Origin of the sequence: Hamadaea tsunoensis DSM 44101, assembly GCF_000428945.1 — a bacterium.
In the GTDB taxonomy this organism is placed as follows: domain Bacteria; phylum Actinomycetota; class Actinomycetes; order Mycobacteriales; family Micromonosporaceae; genus Hamadaea; species Hamadaea tsunoensis.
Window position 1 is genome coordinate 180,835 of sequence record NZ_AUAX01000006.1, and the last position, 19,525, is coordinate 200,359.

18 protein-coding genes are annotated in these 19,525 nt (G+C 70.5%); 10 read left to right on the forward strand and 8 right to left on the reverse strand.

The window, feature by feature from the left end:
• Positions 1–21 precede the first annotated feature (21 nt).
• A complete protein-coding gene (locus tag G401_RS45400) occupies positions 22–657 on the forward strand; it encodes a hypothetical protein (RefSeq protein WP_034591612.1) in 636 nt (211 codons plus the stop codon).
• On the opposite strand, the gene G401_RS45405 is transcribed toward G401_RS45400, so the two are convergent.
• The 8 genes from G401_RS45405 to G401_RS0113245 all read right to left on the reverse strand — a co-directional run bounded on the left by G401_RS45405 (position 555) and on the right by G401_RS0113245 (position 10,152).
• The gene (locus tag G401_RS45405) at positions 555–1,844 is read right to left on the reverse strand and encodes a glycosyltransferase 87 family protein (protein WP_157545673.1); all 1,290 of its coding nucleotides are present in this window, start codon (positions 1,842–1,844) and stop codon (positions 555–557) included. The two genes, G401_RS45400 and G401_RS45405, sit on opposite strands and share 103 nt — an antisense overlap.
• Positions 1,845–1,918: 74 nt before the next feature.
• Positions 1,919–4,414, reverse strand: coding sequence for a putative bifunctional diguanylate cyclase/phosphodiesterase (locus G401_RS0113215; protein ID WP_051366583.1), 2,496 nt, complete (start codon positions 4,412–4,414; stop codon positions 1,919–1,921).
• Between the two features lie 329 nt (positions 4,415–4,743).
• Entirely contained in the window at positions 4,744–5,160 is a 417-nt protein-coding gene (locus tag G401_RS0113220) for a molybdenum cofactor biosynthesis protein MoaE (RefSeq protein WP_027342877.1), read from the reverse strand.
• Positions 5,157–6,335 carry a molybdopterin molybdotransferase MoeA gene (locus G401_RS0113225; RefSeq protein WP_051366584.1) on the reverse strand — a complete coding sequence of 393 codons (1,179 nt, stop codon included), beginning with the start codon at positions 6,333–6,335 and terminating at the stop codon, positions 5,157–5,159. Before G401_RS0113225 ends, G401_RS0113220 begins: the two co-directional genes overlap by 4 nt.
• Positions 6,332–7,342 carry a bifunctional molybdenum cofactor biosynthesis protein MoaC/MoaB gene (moaCB, locus tag G401_RS0113230; RefSeq protein ID WP_245601714.1) on the reverse strand — a complete coding sequence of 337 codons (1,011 nt, stop codon included), beginning with the start codon at positions 7,340–7,342 and terminating at the stop codon, positions 6,332–6,334. The genes G401_RS0113225 and moaCB overlap by 4 nt, the downstream gene beginning before the upstream one ends.
• A gap of 100 nt (positions 7,343–7,442) precedes the next feature.
• A complete protein-coding gene (locus tag G401_RS45410) occupies positions 7,443–8,909 on the reverse strand; it encodes a glycosyltransferase 87 family protein (RefSeq protein ID WP_051366585.1) in 1,467 nt (488 codons plus the stop codon).
• 364 nt (positions 8,910–9,273) lie between these two features.
• Entirely contained in the window at positions 9,274–9,747 is a 474-nt protein-coding gene (locus G401_RS45415) for a DoxX family membrane protein (protein ID WP_051366586.1), read from the reverse strand.
• A 15-nt stretch (positions 9,748–9,762) separates the two neighbouring features.
• Positions 9,763–10,152, reverse strand: coding sequence for an LppU/SCO3897 family protein (locus G401_RS0113245; protein WP_245601703.1), 390 nt, complete (start codon positions 10,150–10,152; stop codon positions 9,763–9,765).
• Between the two features lie 55 nt (positions 10,153–10,207).
• On the opposite strand from G401_RS0113245, the gene G401_RS0113250 reads away from it, so the two are divergent.
• The 9 genes from G401_RS0113250 to G401_RS0113290 all read left to right on the forward strand — a co-directional run bounded on the left by G401_RS0113250 (position 10,208) and on the right by G401_RS0113290 (position 19,522).
• Positions 10,208–10,930 (forward strand): prepilin peptidase, encoded by a 723-nt coding sequence (locus G401_RS0113250; RefSeq protein WP_027342880.1) that lies wholly within the window; start codon positions 10,208–10,210, stop codon positions 10,928–10,930.
• 342 nt (positions 10,931–11,272) lie between these two features.
• Positions 11,273–11,473 carry a Flp family type IVb pilin gene (locus G401_RS45420; RefSeq protein ID WP_051366642.1) on the forward strand — a complete coding sequence of 67 codons (201 nt, stop codon included), beginning with the start codon at positions 11,273–11,275 and terminating at the stop codon, positions 11,471–11,473.
• Between the two features lie 93 nt (positions 11,474–11,566).
• The gene (locus G401_RS52645; protein WP_051366588.1) at positions 11,567–12,007 is read left to right on the forward strand and encodes a TadE family protein; all 441 of its coding nucleotides are present in this window, start codon (positions 11,567–11,569) and stop codon (positions 12,005–12,007) included.
• On the forward strand, positions 11,995–13,170 hold the full coding sequence (locus G401_RS52650; RefSeq protein WP_027342881.1) for a pilus assembly protein TadG-related protein: 1,176 nt from the start codon (positions 11,995–11,997) through the stop codon (positions 13,168–13,170). The genes G401_RS52645 and G401_RS52650 overlap by 13 nt, the downstream gene beginning before the upstream one ends.
• Positions 13,171–13,232: 62 nt before the next feature.
• On the forward strand, positions 13,233–14,006 hold the full coding sequence (cpaB, locus tag G401_RS0113270) for a Flp pilus assembly protein CpaB (RefSeq protein WP_027342882.1): 774 nt from the start codon (positions 13,233–13,235) through the stop codon (positions 14,004–14,006).
• 34 nt (positions 14,007–14,040) lie between these two features.
• A complete protein-coding gene (locus G401_RS0113275) occupies positions 14,041–15,240 on the forward strand; it encodes a P-loop NTPase (RefSeq protein ID WP_051366589.1) in 1,200 nt (399 codons plus the stop codon).
• A gap of 5 nt (positions 15,241–15,245) precedes the next feature.
• Positions 15,246–16,685, forward strand: a complete 1,440-nt coding sequence (locus G401_RS0113280) for a CpaF family protein (RefSeq protein WP_027342884.1) — start codon at positions 15,246–15,248, stop codon at positions 16,683–16,685.
• A 2-nt stretch (positions 16,686–16,687) separates the two neighbouring features.
• Positions 16,688–18,598, forward strand: coding sequence for a type II secretion system F family protein (locus G401_RS52655; RefSeq protein WP_169734181.1), 1,911 nt, complete (start codon positions 16,688–16,690; stop codon positions 18,596–18,598).
• A complete protein-coding gene (locus G401_RS0113290; RefSeq protein WP_027342885.1) occupies positions 18,599–19,522 on the forward strand; it encodes a type II secretion system F family protein in 924 nt (307 codons plus the stop codon).
• Positions 19,523–19,525 lie beyond the last annotated feature (3 nt).

Consider the following 19,525-nt stretch of genomic DNA (forward strand, 5'->3'; position numbering starts at 1 on the left):
ACGCTCGGTAGAGTGCTGATCATGATCGGCTTCCTGCACACCTCGCCGGTGCATGTCCCGACCTTCGACCGGCTCGCGGCCGAGGTGGCCCCGGGCACGCCGGTGCGGCACGTCGTGGACGAGTCGATGCTGGCCGACGCGCGCGCGGGCATGGCGTACACCGGGAAGCTGTCCAAGGCGATCCACGGCCTGGAGGGGTCGACGGTGATCGTGTGCACCTGCTCGACGATCGGTGCGCACGCCGAGGCGGCCGACCCGCGCGTGATCCGCGTCGACCGCCCGATGGCCGCCCGCGCCGCGCGTTATCCACGGGTCGCGGTGGTCGCGGCCCTGGCCAGCACGCTGGCGCCGACCGAGCGCCTGCTCCGGGAAGAGGCCGCGCGGGCCGGCACCGCGCCCGCGCTGGTCGAGGTCGCGTGCCTCGACGCGTGGTCCCTGTTCGAGGCCGGTGACCTGCCCGCCTATCACCAGGCCATAGCTTCCCGGGTACGCGGGGTCGCGCCGGACGTGGACGCGGTCGTGCTGGCTCAGGCGTCGATGGCGCCGGCGCTGGACTATCTCGCGGACCTGACGGTCCCGGTCCTGGCCAGCCCACGTTCGGCGGTGGAGTACGTGGTCCGCAGCAGCGGCGCCCACGCGGCGAGGACGACCGGGTAGAGCAGGTAGCCGAACCGGGTCGCCGGCATCAGCAGGATCGCGATCAGCAGCCCGCCCGCACCGAAGAGCGCCGCTCTCGCCACTGTGGTGGGTGGCCGGTGGACCAGGGCGGCACCGAGGCCGGCGATCGACGACAGCAGCAAGGCGATGACGAGCTGGCGGCCGTCAGGCAGGTGCACCGAGAGCAGGTAGCCGGGCAGCGGTGAGGCGGCCGGGCTCGTGACCAGGCCGTGTCCCATCGGGAAGCGGACGATGTTCTCGACCACCGAGCTTGTGTTGATCGCCAGCATCGGCACCAGGACCAGCAACGGAATGGCGAGAGCGGCGCTCGCGTACGCGTACAGGAAGCGGCGGGCGCGGACGAAGACGACCACGCCCAGCACCACGGCGATCGGCAGGGCCGTCAGCTTCAGGGCGCCGGCACAGCCGATCACCACCCCGGCGGCCACCCAGCGGTCGCGTACGCACAACGCGCACGCGAGCAGCGCCAGTGCGACGACGGGCACGTCATCCCCGCCCGTGGCCAGGGTCAGCGCCGCCAACGGGAGCACCGTGACCGCCTGCAGCGCCCGAAGACCGGCCTCGGTACGCAACGGCGTACGGGTGCCGCCCAGCAGGAGCAGCGCACACACGACGGCCACGGTGCTCAGCAGGGTCATGCCGACCCGCGCATCCGTCCACCACGCGACTCCGCCGATCGCCCGGGGGAGGCCGGCGATCGCCATCCCCGGCTGGTAGGGCAGGTAGTCGGCCAGCCGCAACGGGCTCGGTACGGCCGCGATGGCGGCCCGGTCCAGGTAAGGCGTACCGGTGTGCAGCATGCGTACGCCGGCCGCCTCGATGACCAGCACCTCCTCCTGGGCGCGGTCGGCCCGCCCGGCCGCTCTCTCGTGCGCCTGGAGAACGAGGGGCAGCAGAGCGGTCGCCGTCCACGTGAGTCCGGTGAGAACCGTGCGGGCGGGTCGCGTACGCAGTCCGACGGCGATGATCGCGGCGGCCAGGTAGCCCCAGGCGGCCACCGATGCCCAGGCCCGGTGCGGGGCGAGGACCGACCAACGCCACGTGAGCACCGCGAACAACGCCGATACGGCGTAGATGAGAACGTCGGCCGAGCGACCGACGGCGAGCAGCCGCTCCGTCACCTCTCGCGCGGAACGGGTTGGCCGCGGCGTGAGCGGGACCGGCATTCTCGCAGTGTGCCGGTCAATCCGCCTATATCACTGTGAAACGCCGAAATGGGGCATACTGCAACGACGGGCGGTCACTCGGGAGAACGACTCCCCCGCCGGACCTGCCCGAAATGCTCGCCCGGCCGGGGCAGGCGTACCACGGAACCCTCTTCGTGCAACGATTCGGCGAACTGTCCGCGGACGAGCGCGGCCACGAAACGCTGCTGGGACAGGGGCCGCGCGAACAGGTGGCCCTGGCCGAGGTGGCAGCCCAGGTTCCACAGCGTCCGGCGCTGGTCGACCCGCTCGATCCCCTCCGCGACCACGGTCAGGCCAAGCGCCCGGCCGAGTTCGATCGTGGACCGGACGACCGCCAGGGCCTGCGCGGAGGAGTCCATGTCCGTGACGAAGCTGCGGTCGATCTTCAGCTCCTTCACCGGTACGCGGGCCAGCGCGGTCATCGACGAGAATCCGGTGCCGAAGTCGTCCAGCGCGATGGCGACCCCGATGCGGCCGAGCCCGGCCAGAACCTGGTCGACGATGTCCATCGAACTGATCGTGAGCGACTCGGTCAGCTCCAGCACCAGCGAGTCGGGCGACATGCCGCGCTCGTCGAGGACCTCCTGGACCAGCGCCGGGAAGCGGCGGTCGAGCAGGCTGCGCGGGGACACGTTGACGGCGACCGGAATCGGGTGCCCAGCCGCCGCCCAGATGCCCGCGGCGCTCAGCGCCTGGTCCAGGATGGCCTCGGTGAACGGCGTGAGCTGGCCGGAGCGTTCCACGGTGTCGAGGAAGCGGCGCGGGTCGAGGTTGCCGTAGTCGGGGTGGTGCCAGCGGGCGAGCGCCTCGGCGGAGACGGTCTTGCCGGTGGCGAGGTCCACGATGGGCTGGAACTCGATGGTGAACTCGCTCGCCGCGACGGCCCGGGAGATCTGCCCGCCCAGCTCGATCCGGTCCAGGTCGGTGCGGTCGAGGCTGCGCGAGTACGAGACGAGGCGCTGCCCGGTGCGCTTCGCCTCGATGAGGGCGAGACTGGCCCGGCGCAGGAGCTCTTCCATGTCGCCGTCCGCCGGGGCGACCGCGAGCCCGCCCCGCAGCACGAGCGTGATCGGTACGCCGTCCACCTCGTAGTCGGCCGCCACGGCCTGGAGCAGCTCGCGGGCGCGGTGCACGGCCAGGGCCGGGGTCGGCAGTCCGGTGTAGAGAGCCGCGAACTCGTCGGCACCCTGCCGCGCGATGAGCACGTCGTCGCCGGCGGCGGTGCACATGCGGCGGCCGATCTCGACCAGCGTCTGGTCGCCGGCGTGGTATCCGAGGCTCTCGTTGATCTCCTTGAACTGGTGGATGTCGACGGTCAGCAGGGCGATCGTGCCGCCGCCGCCGTGCTCCTCCAGCACCGCCGTGCCCACGTCGACCAGCCGGCGGCGGTTGGCCAGCCCGGTCAGCTGGTCGTGCTGGGCGTCGTGCGCGTGCCGGTCGGCGACACTGGTCAGCATCCCGTACGCACGCGCGTTGCGGATCGCTGTTCCGAGCGCGGCGGCGAAGGAACTCAGCAGGAAGGTCTCGCGCTCGGCGAGCATGGTCGGCCGGGCGAAGTACAGCCGGAGTTCGCCGACGTCCTCGCTGCCCCGCTGGCCTTCGAGCACGACCACGGTCGGCCTGCCCTCGACCCGGGCGGGATCGGGAACGGATCCGAGCATGCCGGTCCGGTCGCCGTAGTAGGTGCGCGCCGTCCCGGGGAGGCTCACCTCGACCTCGACCCATTCGGCGCCGAACATGGTCACACCGGTGTCGACCGCGGCCCGCAGGACCTTCGCGAGGTCGACCTCGTTGAGCGCGTCGGTCGCCCGGGCCAGCCGCTGCCAGGCGTCGCGTTCGGCGCGCTCGCGCAGCCGGTTCTTGTGCATGAAGTGCAGGCTGAGGACCAGCGGCGGGATCGCCACGATGAGCCGCGGGTCGAACAGCAGGATGACCAGCGCGGCGACGGCGACCGCGAAGCGGATCACCGACAGCAGGAATCTCCGGTTCACGTTCTCCCGCAGCGCCCGCAGGACGGGCTTGCCCGACGAGATGGCGATCACCGGGGTCGTCAGGAACTCGTCGAGGACGACCATCGCGGCGAAGGCGATGGCCAGCGTCTGCAGCCGTGGGAAGTCGTGCAGCTGATTGGTCGCGGTCAGGTGGCCGAGGGTGGCGGTCGACATGATGACGCCGCCGACCGTCGCCACCAGCGTCTCCTTGGCGACGGCGAAGACGAGCTTGATGGGCGCGCGGCGCTGGATGGACTTCGCCACCAGCACGCTGAGCGCGGTCGACAGGACCAGCCAGGGCGCCGGCAACGTGGCCGCCGCGACCAGAACGGCCGCGTCGGTCCAGTTGACCGAGAACTCGCGCCGGATCGTGACGGTCAGGAGATTGCCGAGTCCGATGAGGATGGTGAAGGTGATGACCGTCCGCCACTCGTCGGGGGCGGGTGCCGTCAGCTTCGTGGCCTGGACGATGAGAATGATGAGGGTCAGAAACGACAGGAGACCGACGATCAGCCTGAGGCGTTGGTCGGTCTCACGAGTCGCGTCCTGTGACGTCACGCTCATCCTCGGGGGTGAAGGAGGTGTCTGGCGTGACCTCAGCCTAACCGCAGGGAACGGTCAGCTCCAGTCGTTGCTACGACGCACGTTGATGTTCGAACCCATGGTTCACCTCCGCTTATCTGGCACATTTTCGTGCTCATCTATTGCTTTGGAACTGAACCGACTGTATTCTCCGGCAGTTCAAAAGAAAAGTGGAGGAGTCGCACCTGCACGTCGATAGTCCGAAATATCACTACATGTCAGGAGATCACTACACCGTGTGCATCTCTCATGGTGCAACGTGCACCCAACGGCACGCGATGTATGCGGAGTGTTGTCAACCGACCTCAGGGGCAGTTGACCCACTCGTCTGAGCCGTCTGTGAAGATCTGGTGTTTCCAGATCGGCAGTTTCTCCTTGACCCGATCAACCAAACGGGCACACGCCGCGAAGGCCGCAGCTCGGTGAGCTGTGGAAACCGCCGCAACCAAGGCGATGTCGCCGATTTCCAGCCGGCCGATGCGATGCGAGACGGCGACCGCGACGACGTCGGGGTCCGCGGCGATCTCGGCGGCGACCTCGCGCAGCACGTCCTCAGCGGACGGATGCCCCTCGTACTCCAGGACCGTGACGCCCCGGCCGTGGTCGTGGTCGCGTACGACGCCGGCGAACGAGACCACCGCTCCGGCGCGCGCGTCGGCGACGAGCGCCTCGTGCTCCGCTACGAGCAAGGGCTCGGTACCGATCGCCGCCCGTGTGATCACGGAAGCTCCAGAAGGTCGACTCGGTCGCCGGGGTGAGCGGCTTTACCCGGCGGCACGACCGCGAAACCTGTCGACTGTGCCAATCCCCGCAACATCGCCGAACCGACGTGGCCGACCGGGTAGACGAGACCGTCGCGCTCGTCTCGGCGTACCAGGGAAAGGTGGGTGTAGTCGCCGCGGTCCGCGATCGTCGCACCCACGGTGACCTGCTCGGACGCCGGGAAGGGCCGGCCGCGCAGGCCGGCCAGGAGGGGCATGACCAGGCTGACCAGAGCGACCATGGCGGACTGCGGATTGCCCGGCAGGCCGGCGACGAACTGACCGCCGGGCAGTTCCGCGACCAGCATGGGGAAGCCCGGGCGGACGGCGACGGTGTTGACCACGTAGGACGCGCCGAGCTCGGCGAGGGCCGGGTGGAGATAGTCGACCGGGCCGTGCATCGTCCCGCCGGTCGTGCAGATCAGCTCGCTGCCGCCGGCCACCGCCTGGCGCAGCGCGTCGACGTGCGCCGCGAGGGTGTCCTGCACCCGCCGGAACCCGTCCGTACGCGCGCCCAGCCGCCGCAGGAAGGCCGGGATCGACGGCCCGAGGGCGTCGCGTACGCGGCCGTCGCCGGGCAGGCCGGAATCGAGGAGCTCGTCGCCGAACACCACGGTCGTCGCCCGCGGGGCGTGCCGGGTGAGCAGCGTGTCGTAGCCGCAACTGGCGGCCAGGCCGAGGACGCCGGGGCTGATCGGCGTACCGGCGGGGAGCAGTTCCTCGCCCGCCGCGCACTCGTCGCCGGGCAGCCGCCACTCGGGCTCGGTCTTCGGGGATCCGGCGACCTCGTCGCCCCGCAGATCGCCGTGTTCGAGCCGGAGAATCGTGGTCGCGCCGGCGGGGACCATCGCGCCGGTCGCGATCTCCATCGCGGTGCCGTCCTCGGTGAGGTCGGGCGCCCGGTGTCCGGCGAGGACGCGGTCGACCACCCGCCAGGGCCCCGTGCCGCGTACCACCCAGCCGTCCACACTGGCCGTGGGGAACGCCGGCAGAGGCGTACGCGCGACCAGCGGCTCGGCCAGTGTCAGCCCGTCGGCGTCGGACAGGGCCACCTCGGCGGCCTTCATCCGGGCCTGCGCGAGGGCGCGCCGGTAGACCGCCGTTCGTGCGTCGGACCAGGCGATCGGTGTGCTCATGAAGGTTCTCCCGCCGTACCGGGTGCGGGGGCGTGGTCGCCGCCGTTGACCTGATCGATGGCGTGACCGAGGACCCGGCCGAGCAGGGCCAGGCCGTCCTTCGCGCCACCGGTGGAGCCGGGGAGGTTGATGACTATGGTCCGGCCCGCCACACCCGCCACCCCGCGCGACAGCGCCGCGGTCGGCAGGTCGGGGCGGGCGCGGAGCGTCTCCGCCAGGCCCGGCACCTCGCGGTCGAGGAACTCGCGGGTGATCTCCGGAGTCCGGTCGGTCGGCGAGATACCGGTGCCGCCGCTGGTCACGACCGCGTCCGGGGCCTCTGCCAGGGCCGCTGCCAGCTCGGCCCGGAACGGCTCGCCGTCGGCCGCCACGCGGGCCGGGCCCACGTCGGCACCGAGATCGCGCAGGCCCTCGGTGAGCAGCGGGCCGCTGCGGTCGGCGTACACGCCGGCGGCGGCCCGGGTCGAGGAGACCAGGACCGTGACCCGGCGGCCGGCCAGCGGGGTCGCCCGAGCCTCGGCGGCTGCCGGGTCGCGCGTCCAGAGGCCGGTCTTGCCGCCCTCCTTGCGCAGGACGCGGACGTTCTCGATGCTCGCGCCGGGGTCGACCGCCTTGATCATGTCGATGAGCGCGAGTCCGGCGACGGCGACGCAGGTGAGCGCCTCCATCTCGACGCCGGTCCGGTCGGCTGTACGCACGGTAGCGGTAATGGCGACGCTGTCCTCGCCCGGAACGAGCTCCACGGTTACTCCGTGTATCGCTATCGGGTGGCAGAGCGGGACGAGGTCCGGCGTACGCTTCGCGGCCATGATCCCGGCCAGCCGGGCCACCCCGAGCGCGTCGCCTTTCGGCAGCCCTTGCACCGCAAGCAGTCCGATGACCTCGGCGGTGGTACGCACGAGGCCGGCCGCGGTCGCGGTACGCACGCCGACGGCCTTGCCGGAGACGTCCACCATGCGGGCGGCGCCGGTCTCGTCGACGTGTGTCAGCTGGTCCACACAGCTCAGCCTAGCGGTCGGGCGACCGGCCGGGGCGACCGGAGCGGCCCCGGATGACCATGGCTTCCGAGGGTCGTCGACCGTCGGAAGCCATGGTGAACGGATATCGTCAGACTTCGACGCGCTCGCGCTCGACGGTGGGCTCGCCCCGGCGGGCGGCCGGCACGGCGACCGCGTCCTGGGTGAAGACCGGCTCGGCGCCAGGTCGCCACGGCAGGGCCGCGACCAGCACGATCAGCGCGATGGCGAACGAGTTCTCGCCCAGTACGCCGATCAGCCCGTCCGCGTAGTGCGAGGTGGCCGGCAGCTGGTGCTCGTACGGCCAGATCGGCGAGACCAGGAACAACGCGTAGAGGGCGAGGGCCGCGACACCGTGCCGGAAACCGACCAGGGCCGGGAACCAGATCGGTTCGCGAAGGTGCGTGACCGTGACTCCAGAGGGTGACGAACCACCGCGCCTGCGGGAGAGCCCGCGGCTGGCCGCTCGTCGACGCAGCGTGGCGTCGGCGAGGACGACCACGGCCGGCACGATGAAGACGAGGTGGTGCGACCACGAGATCGGGCTGACCACATTGGCCGTCAGTCCGATGAGCGTGAAAGCGGTCAGCTCGTCGCCCTCGCCGTGCGCGTGGGCCGCCCGGGAGAGCCCGACGACCAGCATCACCAGGGTGAACGTGATCCACAGCAGGGTCGGCGCGTTGAACACGTCGTACAGCCGCGCGAGCAGGCCGGCCAGCGACTGGTTCGGCGTGCTGTCGGCCTGGCCGACCCGGTTGGTCTCGAACACGACCCGGGTGAAGTACGCGATCGACTCCTGGCGGGCGAACACGAAGCCGACCAGCGTCACGCCGATGGCGGTGCCGATCGCCGTGAGTGCGGTCCGCCACTGGCGGCTGACCAGGAAGTAGATGATGAACAGCGCCGGGGTGAGCTTGATCGACGTGGCGAGGCCGATGCCGACGCCCGCCCAGCGGCCGTTGAGGACGAAGAGGGCGATCCGGTTGAGCGTCGGACTGCCCAGGTCGACCGAGCGCCGCTGGCCACGCCGCGACAGCCAGCGCAGGCCGACGAGGTCCGCGATGATCAGCGCGAACAGCAGGACGTTGACCTGTCCGTAGCCGAACGTCTCCCGCATCGGTTCCAGTGCGCCCGCGACCGGTACGCACAGCGCCACGGCGAACCACGGGTGCTTCCAGCCGCACCGGTCGGCGATCGGCTTGACCAGGGCGGCCAGCACGAAGGTGAGCGCACCTATGCTCGCGAAGACGTTCACCCAGCCCGCGTCGTTCATCGACAGGTGGGCCATGGGCAGCATCACGAGAGCCGCGAAGGGCGGATACGTGAAGCCAAGGGGTACGTCGGGGTCGAGATAGTCGTACAGGCTGCCGCCGTCCGCCCAGAAGGCCACCGCACCGTGATAGATCTTCAGATCGAAGAACGTGTAAGGCCGACCGAACACCTCGACCGCGTACCACGCGAGAACGAAGGCGGCGGCAACGATGCCGCAGCGGAGGGCCGCACCACGAATGCGCTGGTCCTGCAGGAAGCGGAGGCGGTCGCGCACGCCGGTCGGCATGGCTTCGGCACTCCCGTCCAGATCTTGCTCGCTGACACTTGTCGGTCCAGGTCCGTCGAGCAGCCTAAAACCACGAGCCACTCCCGTACCTCCCGCGTTATCAGGCTGTGTCCGATCCCACGCTGTTTAGCGACATTTCTAGCTGGTTAACGCAGCCTGGCCGGATAAGGTGATTCGGCCCACATATAGATGGCTAGCTGCCCAAAGGCCTGATGGGACGGGTCTTGGTACCCCCGCCGGGGCTCCACTACACACCTCCCAGGTGAAAGGTTCCTGAGAGTCCGTTTCGCGGAGGCGTCATTTCTGGAACGTTCCGGGGAATTCGGACCGTGGCACTCGTCACGTCGGGCTGCCCCGCCGCGCGTCACTCCTCGGCGGCGGCCGACCGTTCGGCGAAGTAGCGGCGTACGCGCCAGCCGACACTCGGCGCCCCGCCCGTGTCGACGATCGCCAGCAGCAGCCCGCCGAGGATGGCCATGTTCTTGGCGAAGTGGACCATCTCGACCTGCCGCGGCGCCTGCGTACGCGCGCGCCAGAACGGGTGCGTCGCGATCGTGGCCGGCACGAGCGTCCCGGCGAGCAGGGCTGCGGCCGGTCGCGGGGCGGTCCCGGTGGCCAGCAGCAGACCACCACCGAGCTGCGCGGCGGCGTTGACCCGGACCAGCGCCTCGGCACTCGTCGGCAGCCGCTCGTCGATCCGGTTGATCAGCGGCGCGACCTGGTCGGCCAGCGGCTGGGCCCGGTGGGCGTACCGGTTGGCACGCAGGAGCGCCTGGGCGCCGGAGGCGATGAAGACCCCGCCGAGCAGGGCGCGGGCGATACTGCGTACGGGTGCCATAAGGGCGATTTTGCCCTACTCCTCCGCACTCTTGAGGCAAAGGACGAAATCCAGGCTGTTGTCGAGTGGACTGTCGTACGAGTAGTTGTACTGGTAGCCCGTCACCTGCGCGCACGCCTTGTCGGCGTCGGTCGTGCCCTCGAACCGGGCGATCACCTGGTAGACCTCCGGGCCGCAGCTGACCAGCCGCAACAGCGGCTCCGCGTCCGAACCGTCGTTGACGAGGCAGTCGCCCTTCTGCGCGAAGCGCGCCCCCACCGCCACCGTGGTCGCGCTCGGCCGAGTCGATCCCTGCCGAGCCGGCGTCTCGATGGCGCCCGGCGTCAGGGCCACCAGCGCCAACGCGCCAGCCCCCAGCACGGCCAGCACGCCCGCCACGATCAGCAATGCCCGGTTCGCCCGCACACCCTCGCCCCTTTGCCGCCTTCCCCGTGCCGCAGTCAGAAGGTAGCGTGCCGCCGTGTCGTCCAGCACACTCGCCGTCGCGGCCGCGCTCACCGGAGCGGCGGCCGGAACCCTGACCGCCTGGCCCGCGTACCGGCTGAGCGTGGAGTACGGCGAGCCGCCGCGGTCGGCCTGCGGCGAGTGCGAGGCGGGCATCTCCTCCTGGGTACGCGTGACGCGCCGCTGCGGTTCGTGCGGCCGGCCGGTCGGCGTCCGCCCGGTGTGGACGGCACTGGCCGGCGGGCTGGGCGCGGGGCTGCTCGCGTGGGCACTGCATCCCTCGTTCCTACTGCTGGCAGCCCTCCTACTGAGTGTCGCCGGAGTGCTCCTCGGCGCCATTGACGTACGCGTCCTGCGCCTGCCCGACCCGATCGTGCTGGCCTGCTTCGCCGGCACCGTGCTGCTGCTGACCGCCGAGGCCGCCTGGACCGGGCACTGGTCCGCGTACGCCCGTGCCTGGCTCGGCGGAGCCGCCGCGTTCGGCGCGTACCTGGTGTTCGCGTTCCTGCCCGGGGCCCCGATGGGGTTCGGCGACGTGAAACTGGCCGGCGTCCTCGGCCTCGTGCTGGGCTACCTCGGCTGGCCCACCCTGATCCTCGGGCTGTTCCTGGCCTTCCTGGTGAACGGCCCCGCCGCCATGATCGCCCTGATACGCCGAGGCCGCGGCGCGCTGTCGGCGTTCGGCCCGGCGATGCTCGTCGGGGCGCTCCTCGCGATCGTGCTGACAGCTCCCCGGTAGGGCGAGCTTGTCACAAAACCGACTCGGCCCGCGAGGCGCAGATGATCATCGCGGGGCGCGGCGGAAGGCCAACGGCATTATCACCTCTTGTCCATATATGAGGGTGGGCATCGAACCGTGGACCTACGATGATCAGCTCGTCTGACCGATCGATCGGCGAATGTCCACCTCGTACTTTCGCGTACCGGTCCGGCTGAGCGGAGTGTCCTGCCAACGGATCGAGGGACTGACGCGTCCCACCGCGGGGAAGGAAACTGCCTGGCAGTCGGCGGAATCGGTCGACGAGTCTCCACAATGCCCGGTCGACGTGCTCGCCCGGCCAGCCAGGGGGTGCATCAGCACATGCTCAAGCTCGCTCAGAAGGCCCGTGCGCTGCGGGCGAAGAAGGACCAGGGCGCGACGGCGGTCGAGTACGGCCTGATCGTGGCGCTGATCGTGGTGGCCATCGTGGTGGCCGTCGGAACGCTCGGCACCAACCTCAGCAACAAGTTCGACTGCGTCGCGCAGACGGTCGGCGACGGCAAGGCCGCTACCTGCAAGTAATGACTTGCCGAGGGTGGGCGGAGCGACGGACTGCTCCGGCCACCCTCGACGCTCCGGCTCGTGGCCGTCCGCTCGACAACATGAGGAGTACGCGTGAAGCGCGTGAGGCTGCGCCGGGTGAGTGACCGCGGCGCGTCGGCGGTCGAGTTCGCCCTCGTCGCGCCGGTCATGCTGCTCCTCGTCTTCGGCATCATCGACTTCGGGCGGCTGTTCAACGCCCAGATCACCCTGACCGAGGCGGCCCGCGAAGGCGCCCGGGCCGCCGCCGTGACCCCCGGTGACACGGGCAGGCGCAGCTCTGCCGCGCACAGGCGCGTCAACGAGGTGGCGGGCGGGACCGGCATCATCACGGTCGACGGCACCAGCACCTTCTGCTCCAGGACGCCCGGGCCTGACGAAGACGCGTACGTCGCGACGTCACAGAACTTCACCTGGATCACCCCGATCGGCGATCTCGCAGGCATGTTCGGCTCGCACGGCTTCGGCGGCACGATGCCGTTGCACGGCAAGGGCGTCATGCCATGCCGCGCCTGAGCACCCCGCGGGCGGGCCTGCGGCGCGTACGGCTGCGGCTGTCGGGCGGCCGTCGGCAGGACCGGGGCGGGGTGGCCGTGCTCTTCGGCATCCTGCTGTCCACCGGCGTCCTGCTCGGCGTGGGCGCGCTCGTCGTCGACGTCGGCCAGATCTACGCCGAGCGGGAGACCCAGCAGTCCGGAGCCGACGCGGCCGCGATGTCGGTGGCCCTCGACTGCGCCAACCGGCGTACCGAGAAGTGCCGGGACGACTACATGGCGACCGCCCGCCAGTACGCGAACGCCAACGCCCTCGACGGCAAGACCGATGTCGTGTCGGTCTGCGGCCGGGCCCGCCCTCTCCCGGGCGACACCTCGTCGTGGCTGAGAGCCTGCTCCCGAAGGTCCGCCGGCGATCTCACCGACTGCATCGGCGCCGTTCCGACGAACACGTACGGATACGTCGAGGTGCACACGCGCGTCCTCACAAGCAACGACAGGTTCATCCTGCCGCCCACGTTCTCGCAGGCCATCGCGGGTGGCGGAAGTGGCACCGATGTCCGGGCCTGTTCTCGCGTCGCCTGGGGTACGCCGACCATCGGCTTCCCGCTCGCGGTCTGCACCGGCGAGTTCAACTTCATGCTGCGGTCGACGGGTGGCCTCGTCGCCGCGCCGCCCGTTCGTCCGCCGGCGAGCAAGGAGTGGTGGGTCGGTCTGGACGACGAGCCGAGCAGCGGCTGCTCCTCCGGCGGCAGCCGGACCAACTGGGGGCTGACCTCGGAGGCCGGCTGGCTGGCCCCGAACGCCGCCGATCCGTGCGAGGTCAAGCTGACCGGCGCGATCAGCCGGCCGACGATGGCGGACACGCCGCCGGGCCCCTGCACGAACCAGTTGGAACTCGCCCGGTCGAGCGGGCAGCCGCTGGCCATCCCGATCCTCAGCAGCACGGGCAGGCGTAGACCGACCTACCGTCTCGACGGTGTGGCCGCGTTCGTCGTCACCGGATACCGCTTGCGCGACGGCACCTACCAGCCGTCCACGCTGACCGGGAACGACCCCTGCCCCGGCGAGCACTGCGTCGCCGGCTACTTCACCCAGGCCATCACGCCCGGTTCCGAATGGACCGGCAACTTCGGCACCACCTCGCGCTTCTATGGTGCCGCCACCGTGAAGACCGTCGGCTGACGAAGCCGACCCGCGTACGACCCGCCGGTGTGAGCCGGCCCCGGACCTGAAGGAAGCGACCCATGACCCGCCGCATCGTTGGCGTACTGATCGCGATCGTCCTCGCCGTCGTCGGCACCGGCGCGGTCCTGCTGTATCTCGTGAACGCCAACCAGACCGTCGCGAAGGGACAGGAGGCGGTGCACGTACGCATCGCCAAGGTCCGCATCTCCGCCGGCACCAGCGGCGCCACGATCCGCGACCAGGGCCTGAGTGAGGACGTGGTGATGCCGCGCTCCGCCCTGCCCGACGACGTGATGCCGGAGATCTCGGTCGACTTCGACAAGCTGGTCCTCACCTCCGACCTCCAGCCGCGGCAACTGCTGCTCAAGGGGATGTTCGGCCAGTCGACCAAGCTGTCGGGCGGCATCGCGGTGCCGGACAAGATGATCGCCATCAGCGGCAAGTTCACCGCCGAGCGGGAGGTCGGCGGCTTCGTGCGGCCGGGTTCGACCATCGCCGTCTTCGCCACCTGCGACATCCTCGACCCGCAGTTCAAGAAGAAGTACGACGAGACCCGCCGCTCCACCTTCGTCCTGCTGCCCCGGGTGGAGGTGCTGGCCGTCGGCGCGTACGGCGAGGACGGCCAGACGTCCACGACGGACGCCGACGTGAAGGCCCAGCTGGACTCCGAGGGCAATGTGAGCCTGATCGTGACGATCGCCGCGGCCCAGGACGACGCGACCCGCTTCGTGCACGCCACCGATCAGAACTGCAACCTGACACTGGCCCTGCTCACCGATTCGTCGGTGGTTCAAGTCGGCGGGGCGATAGACAACGGCGCACCTCTGCGGTGATTCTTCCTCGGGGACCGAAGATCGCACGGAGGGCATGTCCATGACCATCCTGTACGAGCAGTGGCAGCAGCAGGCCGACCAGCTGGTGGCCCTGCTCGGTGAGGGTACGCACGTCGTCGGCACCGCGGACGAACTGGTCGAGCGGGTGAACAACGACCGCGACGACTATCTCGTCGTGCTCGGGCCGAGTACGCCGCTGGCCGAGGCGGTCGGTTTCGCGCAGCAGTGCCGCTTACGCAGACCCGCGCTGGGGGTGGTGCTGCTGCGGCAGTTCCTCGACGTGAACGTGATGTCGGAGGCACTGCGCGCCGGTGTACGCGAGGTCGTCGACTCCGGCGACCCCGCCGCGGTGCTGGCCGCGTGCGCCCGGTCGCAGGATCTTTCCCGGCAGCTGGCCTCGAAGCCGCGGACGAACGGGCATGCGCTGCCGGCGAGCGGCGCGCCGCTGATCGGCTCCTCGCGCGAAGGCCAGGTCATCTCGGTGTTCTCGGCCAAGGGCGGGGTCGGCAAGACGACGATCGCCATCAACCTGGCTCTGACCCTGGCCGAGAACGGGCGGCGCAAGGTCTGCCTGATGGATCTGGATCTGTCCTTCGGCGACGTCGCGATCCTCACGCAGCTCACTCCCGAGCGGACGATCGCCGACGCCATCCCGGTGGCCGACCGCATCGACGAGACCGGCTTCCGTACGCTGCTCACCCCCTACCGGGCCGGCGTGGACGTCCTGCTCGCACCGGTGCAGCCGCAGCAGGCGGAGGAGATCGGCCGGGAACTCATCGGCGAGCTGATCCAGATGGCCCGCGAGGAGTTCGACTACGTCGTGATCGACACCGCGAGCGTGTTCACCGAGCACATCCTGGCCGCGCTCGACGCCACCCACCACTACGTGCTCGTGACCACGCCCGAGATCCCGGCGCTCAAGAACACCCGGGTCGCCCTGGACATGTTCGACCTGCTGGACTACCGGCGCGAGGCGCGTACGGTCGTGCTGAACCGGTCGGACGCCAAGGTCGGGCTCACCCACGGCGACGTCGAGAAGGTCATCCGCATGCCCATCGCCGGGCACATCCCGTCGAGCCGGGACGTGCCGGTGTCGGCGAACGTCGGCGTACCGCTGGCGGTCTCGCATCCGAACCATCCGGTGCCGACCGCGCTGCGCGAGTTCGCGGCCAAGCGGTTCGAGGACGGCTCGGCCAAGCCGAAGCGCGGCCTGTTCAGCAAGGGGGCGAGGTAGCCGCCATGAGCCTGCAGGATCGCCTCGGTCAGCGCCCGGCCGCCGCCGCCGGAAACGGGCTGCAGGATCGGCTGGCGGCCGCCGGGGACGCCGCGCTCGCGTCGGTGTCGGCCATTCCCGTGACGTCGGTCGTCTCCAACGCCCGGCGCAACACCCGGCGGGCGTACGACCCGCTGGCCAACGTCCGGCGGCGGGCGCACGAAGCCCTGCTCGAACTGCTCGGTCCGCAGCTCTACGACACCGTCGACGACGATGACGAACTGGCGCGACGCGTACGCGAGGCGCTGCCCGAGGTGTTGTCCAAAGAGGAGACGACGCTCACGGCCGGCGACCGTACGCTGGCCTTCCGGCAGATCATCGACGAGATCCTGGGCCACGGGCCGATCGAGCCGATGCTGCGTGACCCGGACGTCACCGAGATCATGGTGAACGCCTGGGACCGGATCTACGTCGAGCGCTTCGGCCACATCCACGAGGCGGACGCCGCCTTCATAGACGAGAACCACCTGCGCCGGGTCATCGACAAGATCGTGTCGCGCGTCGGCCGGCGCGTCGACGAGTCGAGCCCCATGGTCGACGCCCGGCTGCCCGACGGCTCGCGTATCAACGCCGTGGTGCCGCCGATCGCCCTCGACGGGGCGGCGCTGACGATCCGGAAGTTCTCCATCGAGCCGTACACGGTGGACGATCTGGTCCGGTTCGGCACGCTCAGCCCGGTCGTGGCGGATCTCCTGCGGGCCTGTGTCGAGGGCCGGCTGGACGTCCTCGTCACCGGGGGTACCGGCACCGGCAAGACCACGCTGCTCAACGTGATCTCGACGTTCCTGCCGGCCGAGGAGCGCATCATCACGATCGAGGACTCGGCCGAGCTGCGGCTCGCGCAGGACCACGTCCTGCGGATGGAGGCGCGGCCGCCCAACATCGAGGGCCGCGGCGAGGTCACCATCCGCGATCTCGTCCGCAACGCACTGCGTATGCGCCCCGACCGCATCGTCGTCGGTGAGGTCCGCGACGGTGCCGCGCTGGACATGCTGCAGGCCATGAACACCGGTCACGACGGCTCGCTGACCACCGTGCACGCCAACTCGCCGCGCGACTCGATCGCGCGCCTCGAGACCATGGTCCTGATGGCGGGCATGGACCTGCCCATCCGCGCGATCCGCGAGCAGATCGCCAGCGCGGTGGACCTCATCGTGCACCTGAGCCGCCTCGGCGACGGTACGCGTCGCGTCACCCAGATCTCGGAGATCACCGGCATGGAGGGCGACATCGTCACCATGCAGGACCTGTTCACCTTCGACTACCGCGCCGGGCTGGACCAGTACGGCCGCCATCAGGGCGAGCTGCTGAGCACGGGCCTGCGCCCGCGGTTCCTGGACACGCTCGCCGACCACGGCGTCGTGATCGCGGCCGAGCAGTTCGGCCGGATCGGAAGGAGCTCGTGACCGTGCGGCGTACATCCTTGGTGCTCGCGGCGGTGGCGGCCGGGGCGCTCGCGTGGCCGTCCCCGGCGGCCGCCGACCCGGGCCTGTCCGTCTCCTCGGTACGCCAGGAGCCCGGCTTCGTCGAGTTCTTCCTGTCCGGTCGGGAGCTGCCCGACGGCGCGACCCTGTCGGACAAGTCGATCCAGGTCCTCGCCTCCGACCAGAAGCTGGCCACGAAGGTGACGCCGGTCAGCGCGGGCGGCCAGGCCCAGGCACCCCAGCGCGCGGTCGTCCTCGTGCTCGACACGTCCACCGCCGCCAAGGGGGCCGTGCTGGACGCGACCAAGGCGGCGGCCTCGGCGTACGTGGACGCGATGCCGGTGGACGTGCAGGTCGCCGTGGTCACCGCCGGGGTACCGCCGACCACCGTCCTGCCGCCCACGGCCGACCACGCCAAGGCGAAACTGGCCATCGGCGCCCTGGCCGCGGCCGGCGGGACCGCTTTCTACGACGGCGTACGCGCGGCCGGCGACCTGGTCAAGGCCGGGTTCACCGAGCGGCGGATCGTCCTCGTGGCCGGCTCGGCCGACACCGCGTCCGCCACGCAACCCGAGGACGCCACCGACGCGGTCCGCGACATCCCGGTCGACACCGTCGCGTACACGGCGGACGACACGGTCACCGGTGCGCTCGCGGATCTGTCGTCGGCGACGCATGGGAAGGCGTACCAGGCGGCGGACGCCGACGCGGTGAAATCCGCGTACGCGAAGGCGGCCGACGAGTTCACACCGCAGGTCCTGGTGCACGTGACGATTCCCGCCGCCCTGCAAGGCAAGGATGTACGCCTCGTCGTCGGGGCGACGTTCGGCGGCTCGACGGTGAGCACCGATCTGTCGGTCAGCCTGGCCGCCGGCAGCGGCGCGGCGGCCCCGCTGCGCGGCGCGTACTCGAATGGGCTGGCCCCCTGGCTGTTGCCGGCGGTCGGCCTGGTGATCTTCCTGGGCATCCTCGCCCTGGGCATCGTGCTCGTGCTGCCGCTGCTGCGGGTGACCGACCGGCGGCGCCGGGTGGCGCAGGTGGAGCAGTTCGCCGTACGCCGCCGCGTCGTCGCGGCGCCGGTGGAGGCGGACAACAAGGTCACGCAGGCGGCCCTGGAGATGTCGCACCGGGTGATGGAGCAGGCGAACGTCGAGGGCCGGCTGGCCCAGCAGCTCGACCGTGCCGGCCTGCGACTGCGACCCCACGAGTGGCTCCTGATCCGGATCCTGGCGCTCGGCTGCTCGGTCGCGCTGCTCACGGTGCTGATCCGGCCGGTCGGACTGGGACTGTTCCTCGGCGTCGTCCTCGGCTGGGGCTCCACCGCCCTTTTCCATCGGACCCGGGCGTCCAAGCGGCTCGCGACGTTCGCCGAGCAGCTGCCCGACGCGCTCCAGCTCATCGTGGGCTCGCTGCGCTCGGGATTCGCGCTGAGCCAGGCCGTCGACGCCATGACCAAGGAGTTCGCCGAGCCGCTCGCCGGCGAGTTCGGCCGGGCGCTGGGCGAGACCCGGCTCGGCGCCGAGATGGAGGACGCGCTCGATCGCGTCGCCGTCCGGATGAAGAGCCAGGATCTGGCGTTCGTCGTGGTGGCCATCCGGGTGCAGCGCGAGATCGGCGGCAACCTGGCCGAGGTTCTCGAGACGACCTCCGCCACGATGCGCGAACGCGCCACCCTGCACCGCCAGGTACGCGCCCTGTCCGCCGAGGGCCGGCTGTCGGCGTACGTGCTGGTGTCGCTGCCCGTGCTCCTCCTGCTGTACATGCTCGTGGTCCGCGGCGATTACCTGCTGCCGTTGCTGACCACGCCGATCGGCCTGTTCATGACCGTCTTCGCGATTCTCGAGATGGCGGTCGGGACCTTCTGGATGCTCAAGACCATCAGAGTGGAGGTCTAGATGGACACCCATACGCTTCTGCTCGTCATCGGGGTCGCCGCGATCTTCATCGCCATCGCGGTCGGCGTGTACTCGCTGTTCGCCGCGGCCAGCCAGACCGGTGTGGACAAGGCGATCAAGACCATCGACACCATGTACGCGGCCAACCCGCGCGACCGCTCCATCGTCGGCCGCGACGGCACGTTCGGTCCCGCGATCCAGCAGGTCACCTCGATGGGCCGCAACCTCACCCCGCGCAGCGCGACCGCCCGGCTGCAGCGCTGGCTCGACTACGCGGGCAACCCGGCGGCGTGGCCGCCGGAACGCGTACTGGAGATGCAGGGAATCTCGCTCCTGCTCTGCGGGGTCGTCGGCTTCCTGCTCGCGTTCCTGCTCGGCACCGACATCGTCTGGCTGATCTTCCTGACGCTGCTGTTCGCGGCGATCGGCTTCTGGCTGCCGTTCATCGTCGTCTACGACCTCGGCCTGCGCCGCCAGCACGAGATCCGCCGCCAGCTGCCCGACGCGATGGACCTGCTCACGCTCGCCGTCGAGGCCGGCCTGGGCTTCGAGGCGGCCATCGCCCACATCGTCGCCACCATGCCCGGCGCGCTGACCCGTGAGTTCGCCCGCATGCTCCACGAGATGCAGATGGGCATGAGCCGGGCCGAAGCGCTGCGGGCGATCGGCGGGCGTACCACCATCCTCGAGCTCAAGGCGATCACCACCTCGCTGCTGCAGGCGACGGAGCTCGGCGTACCGATCACGGACGTCCTGCGCGAGCAGTCCAAGGAGATGCGGGTCAAGCGCCGTCAGAACGCCGAGGCGACGGCGGCGAAGGTCCCGGTCAAGGTGGTCTTCCCGCTGGTCATCTGCCTGCTGCCGGCCCTGTTCGTCATCGTCCTCGGGCCGGGCGTCATCCGCATCCTCGACTCCGTCTTCTGACCG

What these genes read in the sequence shown, in the direction of transcription:
- G401_RS45400 (WP_034591612.1), top strand. Translation starts at nt 22, where the DNA reads ATGATCGGCTTCCTGCACACCTCGCCGGTGCATGTCCCGACCTTCGAC.
- G401_RS45410 (WP_051366585.1), bottom strand. Translation starts at nt 8,909, where the DNA reads ATGCCGACCGGCGTGCGCGACCGCCTCCGCTTCCTGCAGGACCAGCGC.
- G401_RS52650 (WP_027342881.1), top strand. Translation starts at nt 11,995, where the DNA reads ATGCCGCGCCTGAGCACCCCGCGGGCGGGCCTGCGGCGCGTACGGCTG.
- G401_RS0113290 (WP_027342885.1), top strand. Translation starts at nt 18,599, where the DNA reads ATGGACACCCATACGCTTCTGCTCGTCATCGGGGTCGCCGCGATCTTC.
- G401_RS0113280 (WP_027342884.1), top strand. Translation starts at nt 15,246, where the DNA reads ATGAGCCTGCAGGATCGCCTCGGTCAGCGCCCGGCCGCCGCCGCCGGA.
- cpaB (WP_027342882.1), top strand. Translation starts at nt 13,233, where the DNA reads ATGACCCGCCGCATCGTTGGCGTACTGATCGCGATCGTCCTCGCCGTC.
- G401_RS0113275 (WP_051366589.1), top strand. Translation starts at nt 14,041, where the DNA reads ATGTCCATGACCATCCTGTACGAGCAGTGGCAGCAGCAGGCCGACCAG.
- G401_RS45415 (WP_051366586.1), bottom strand. Translation starts at nt 9,747, where the DNA reads ATGGCACCCGTACGCAGTATCGCCCGCGCCCTGCTCGGCGGGGTCTTC.
- G401_RS45405 (WP_157545673.1), bottom strand. Translation starts at nt 1,844, where the DNA reads ATGCCGGTCCCGCTCACGCCGCGGCCAACCCGTTCCGCGCGAGAGGTG.
- G401_RS0113225 (WP_051366584.1), bottom strand. Translation starts at nt 6,335, where the DNA reads ATGAGCACACCGATCGCCTGGTCCGACGCACGAACGGCGGTCTACCGG.
- G401_RS45420 (WP_051366642.1), top strand. Translation starts at nt 11,273, where the DNA reads ATGCTCAAGCTCGCTCAGAAGGCCCGTGCGCTGCGGGCGAAGAAGGAC.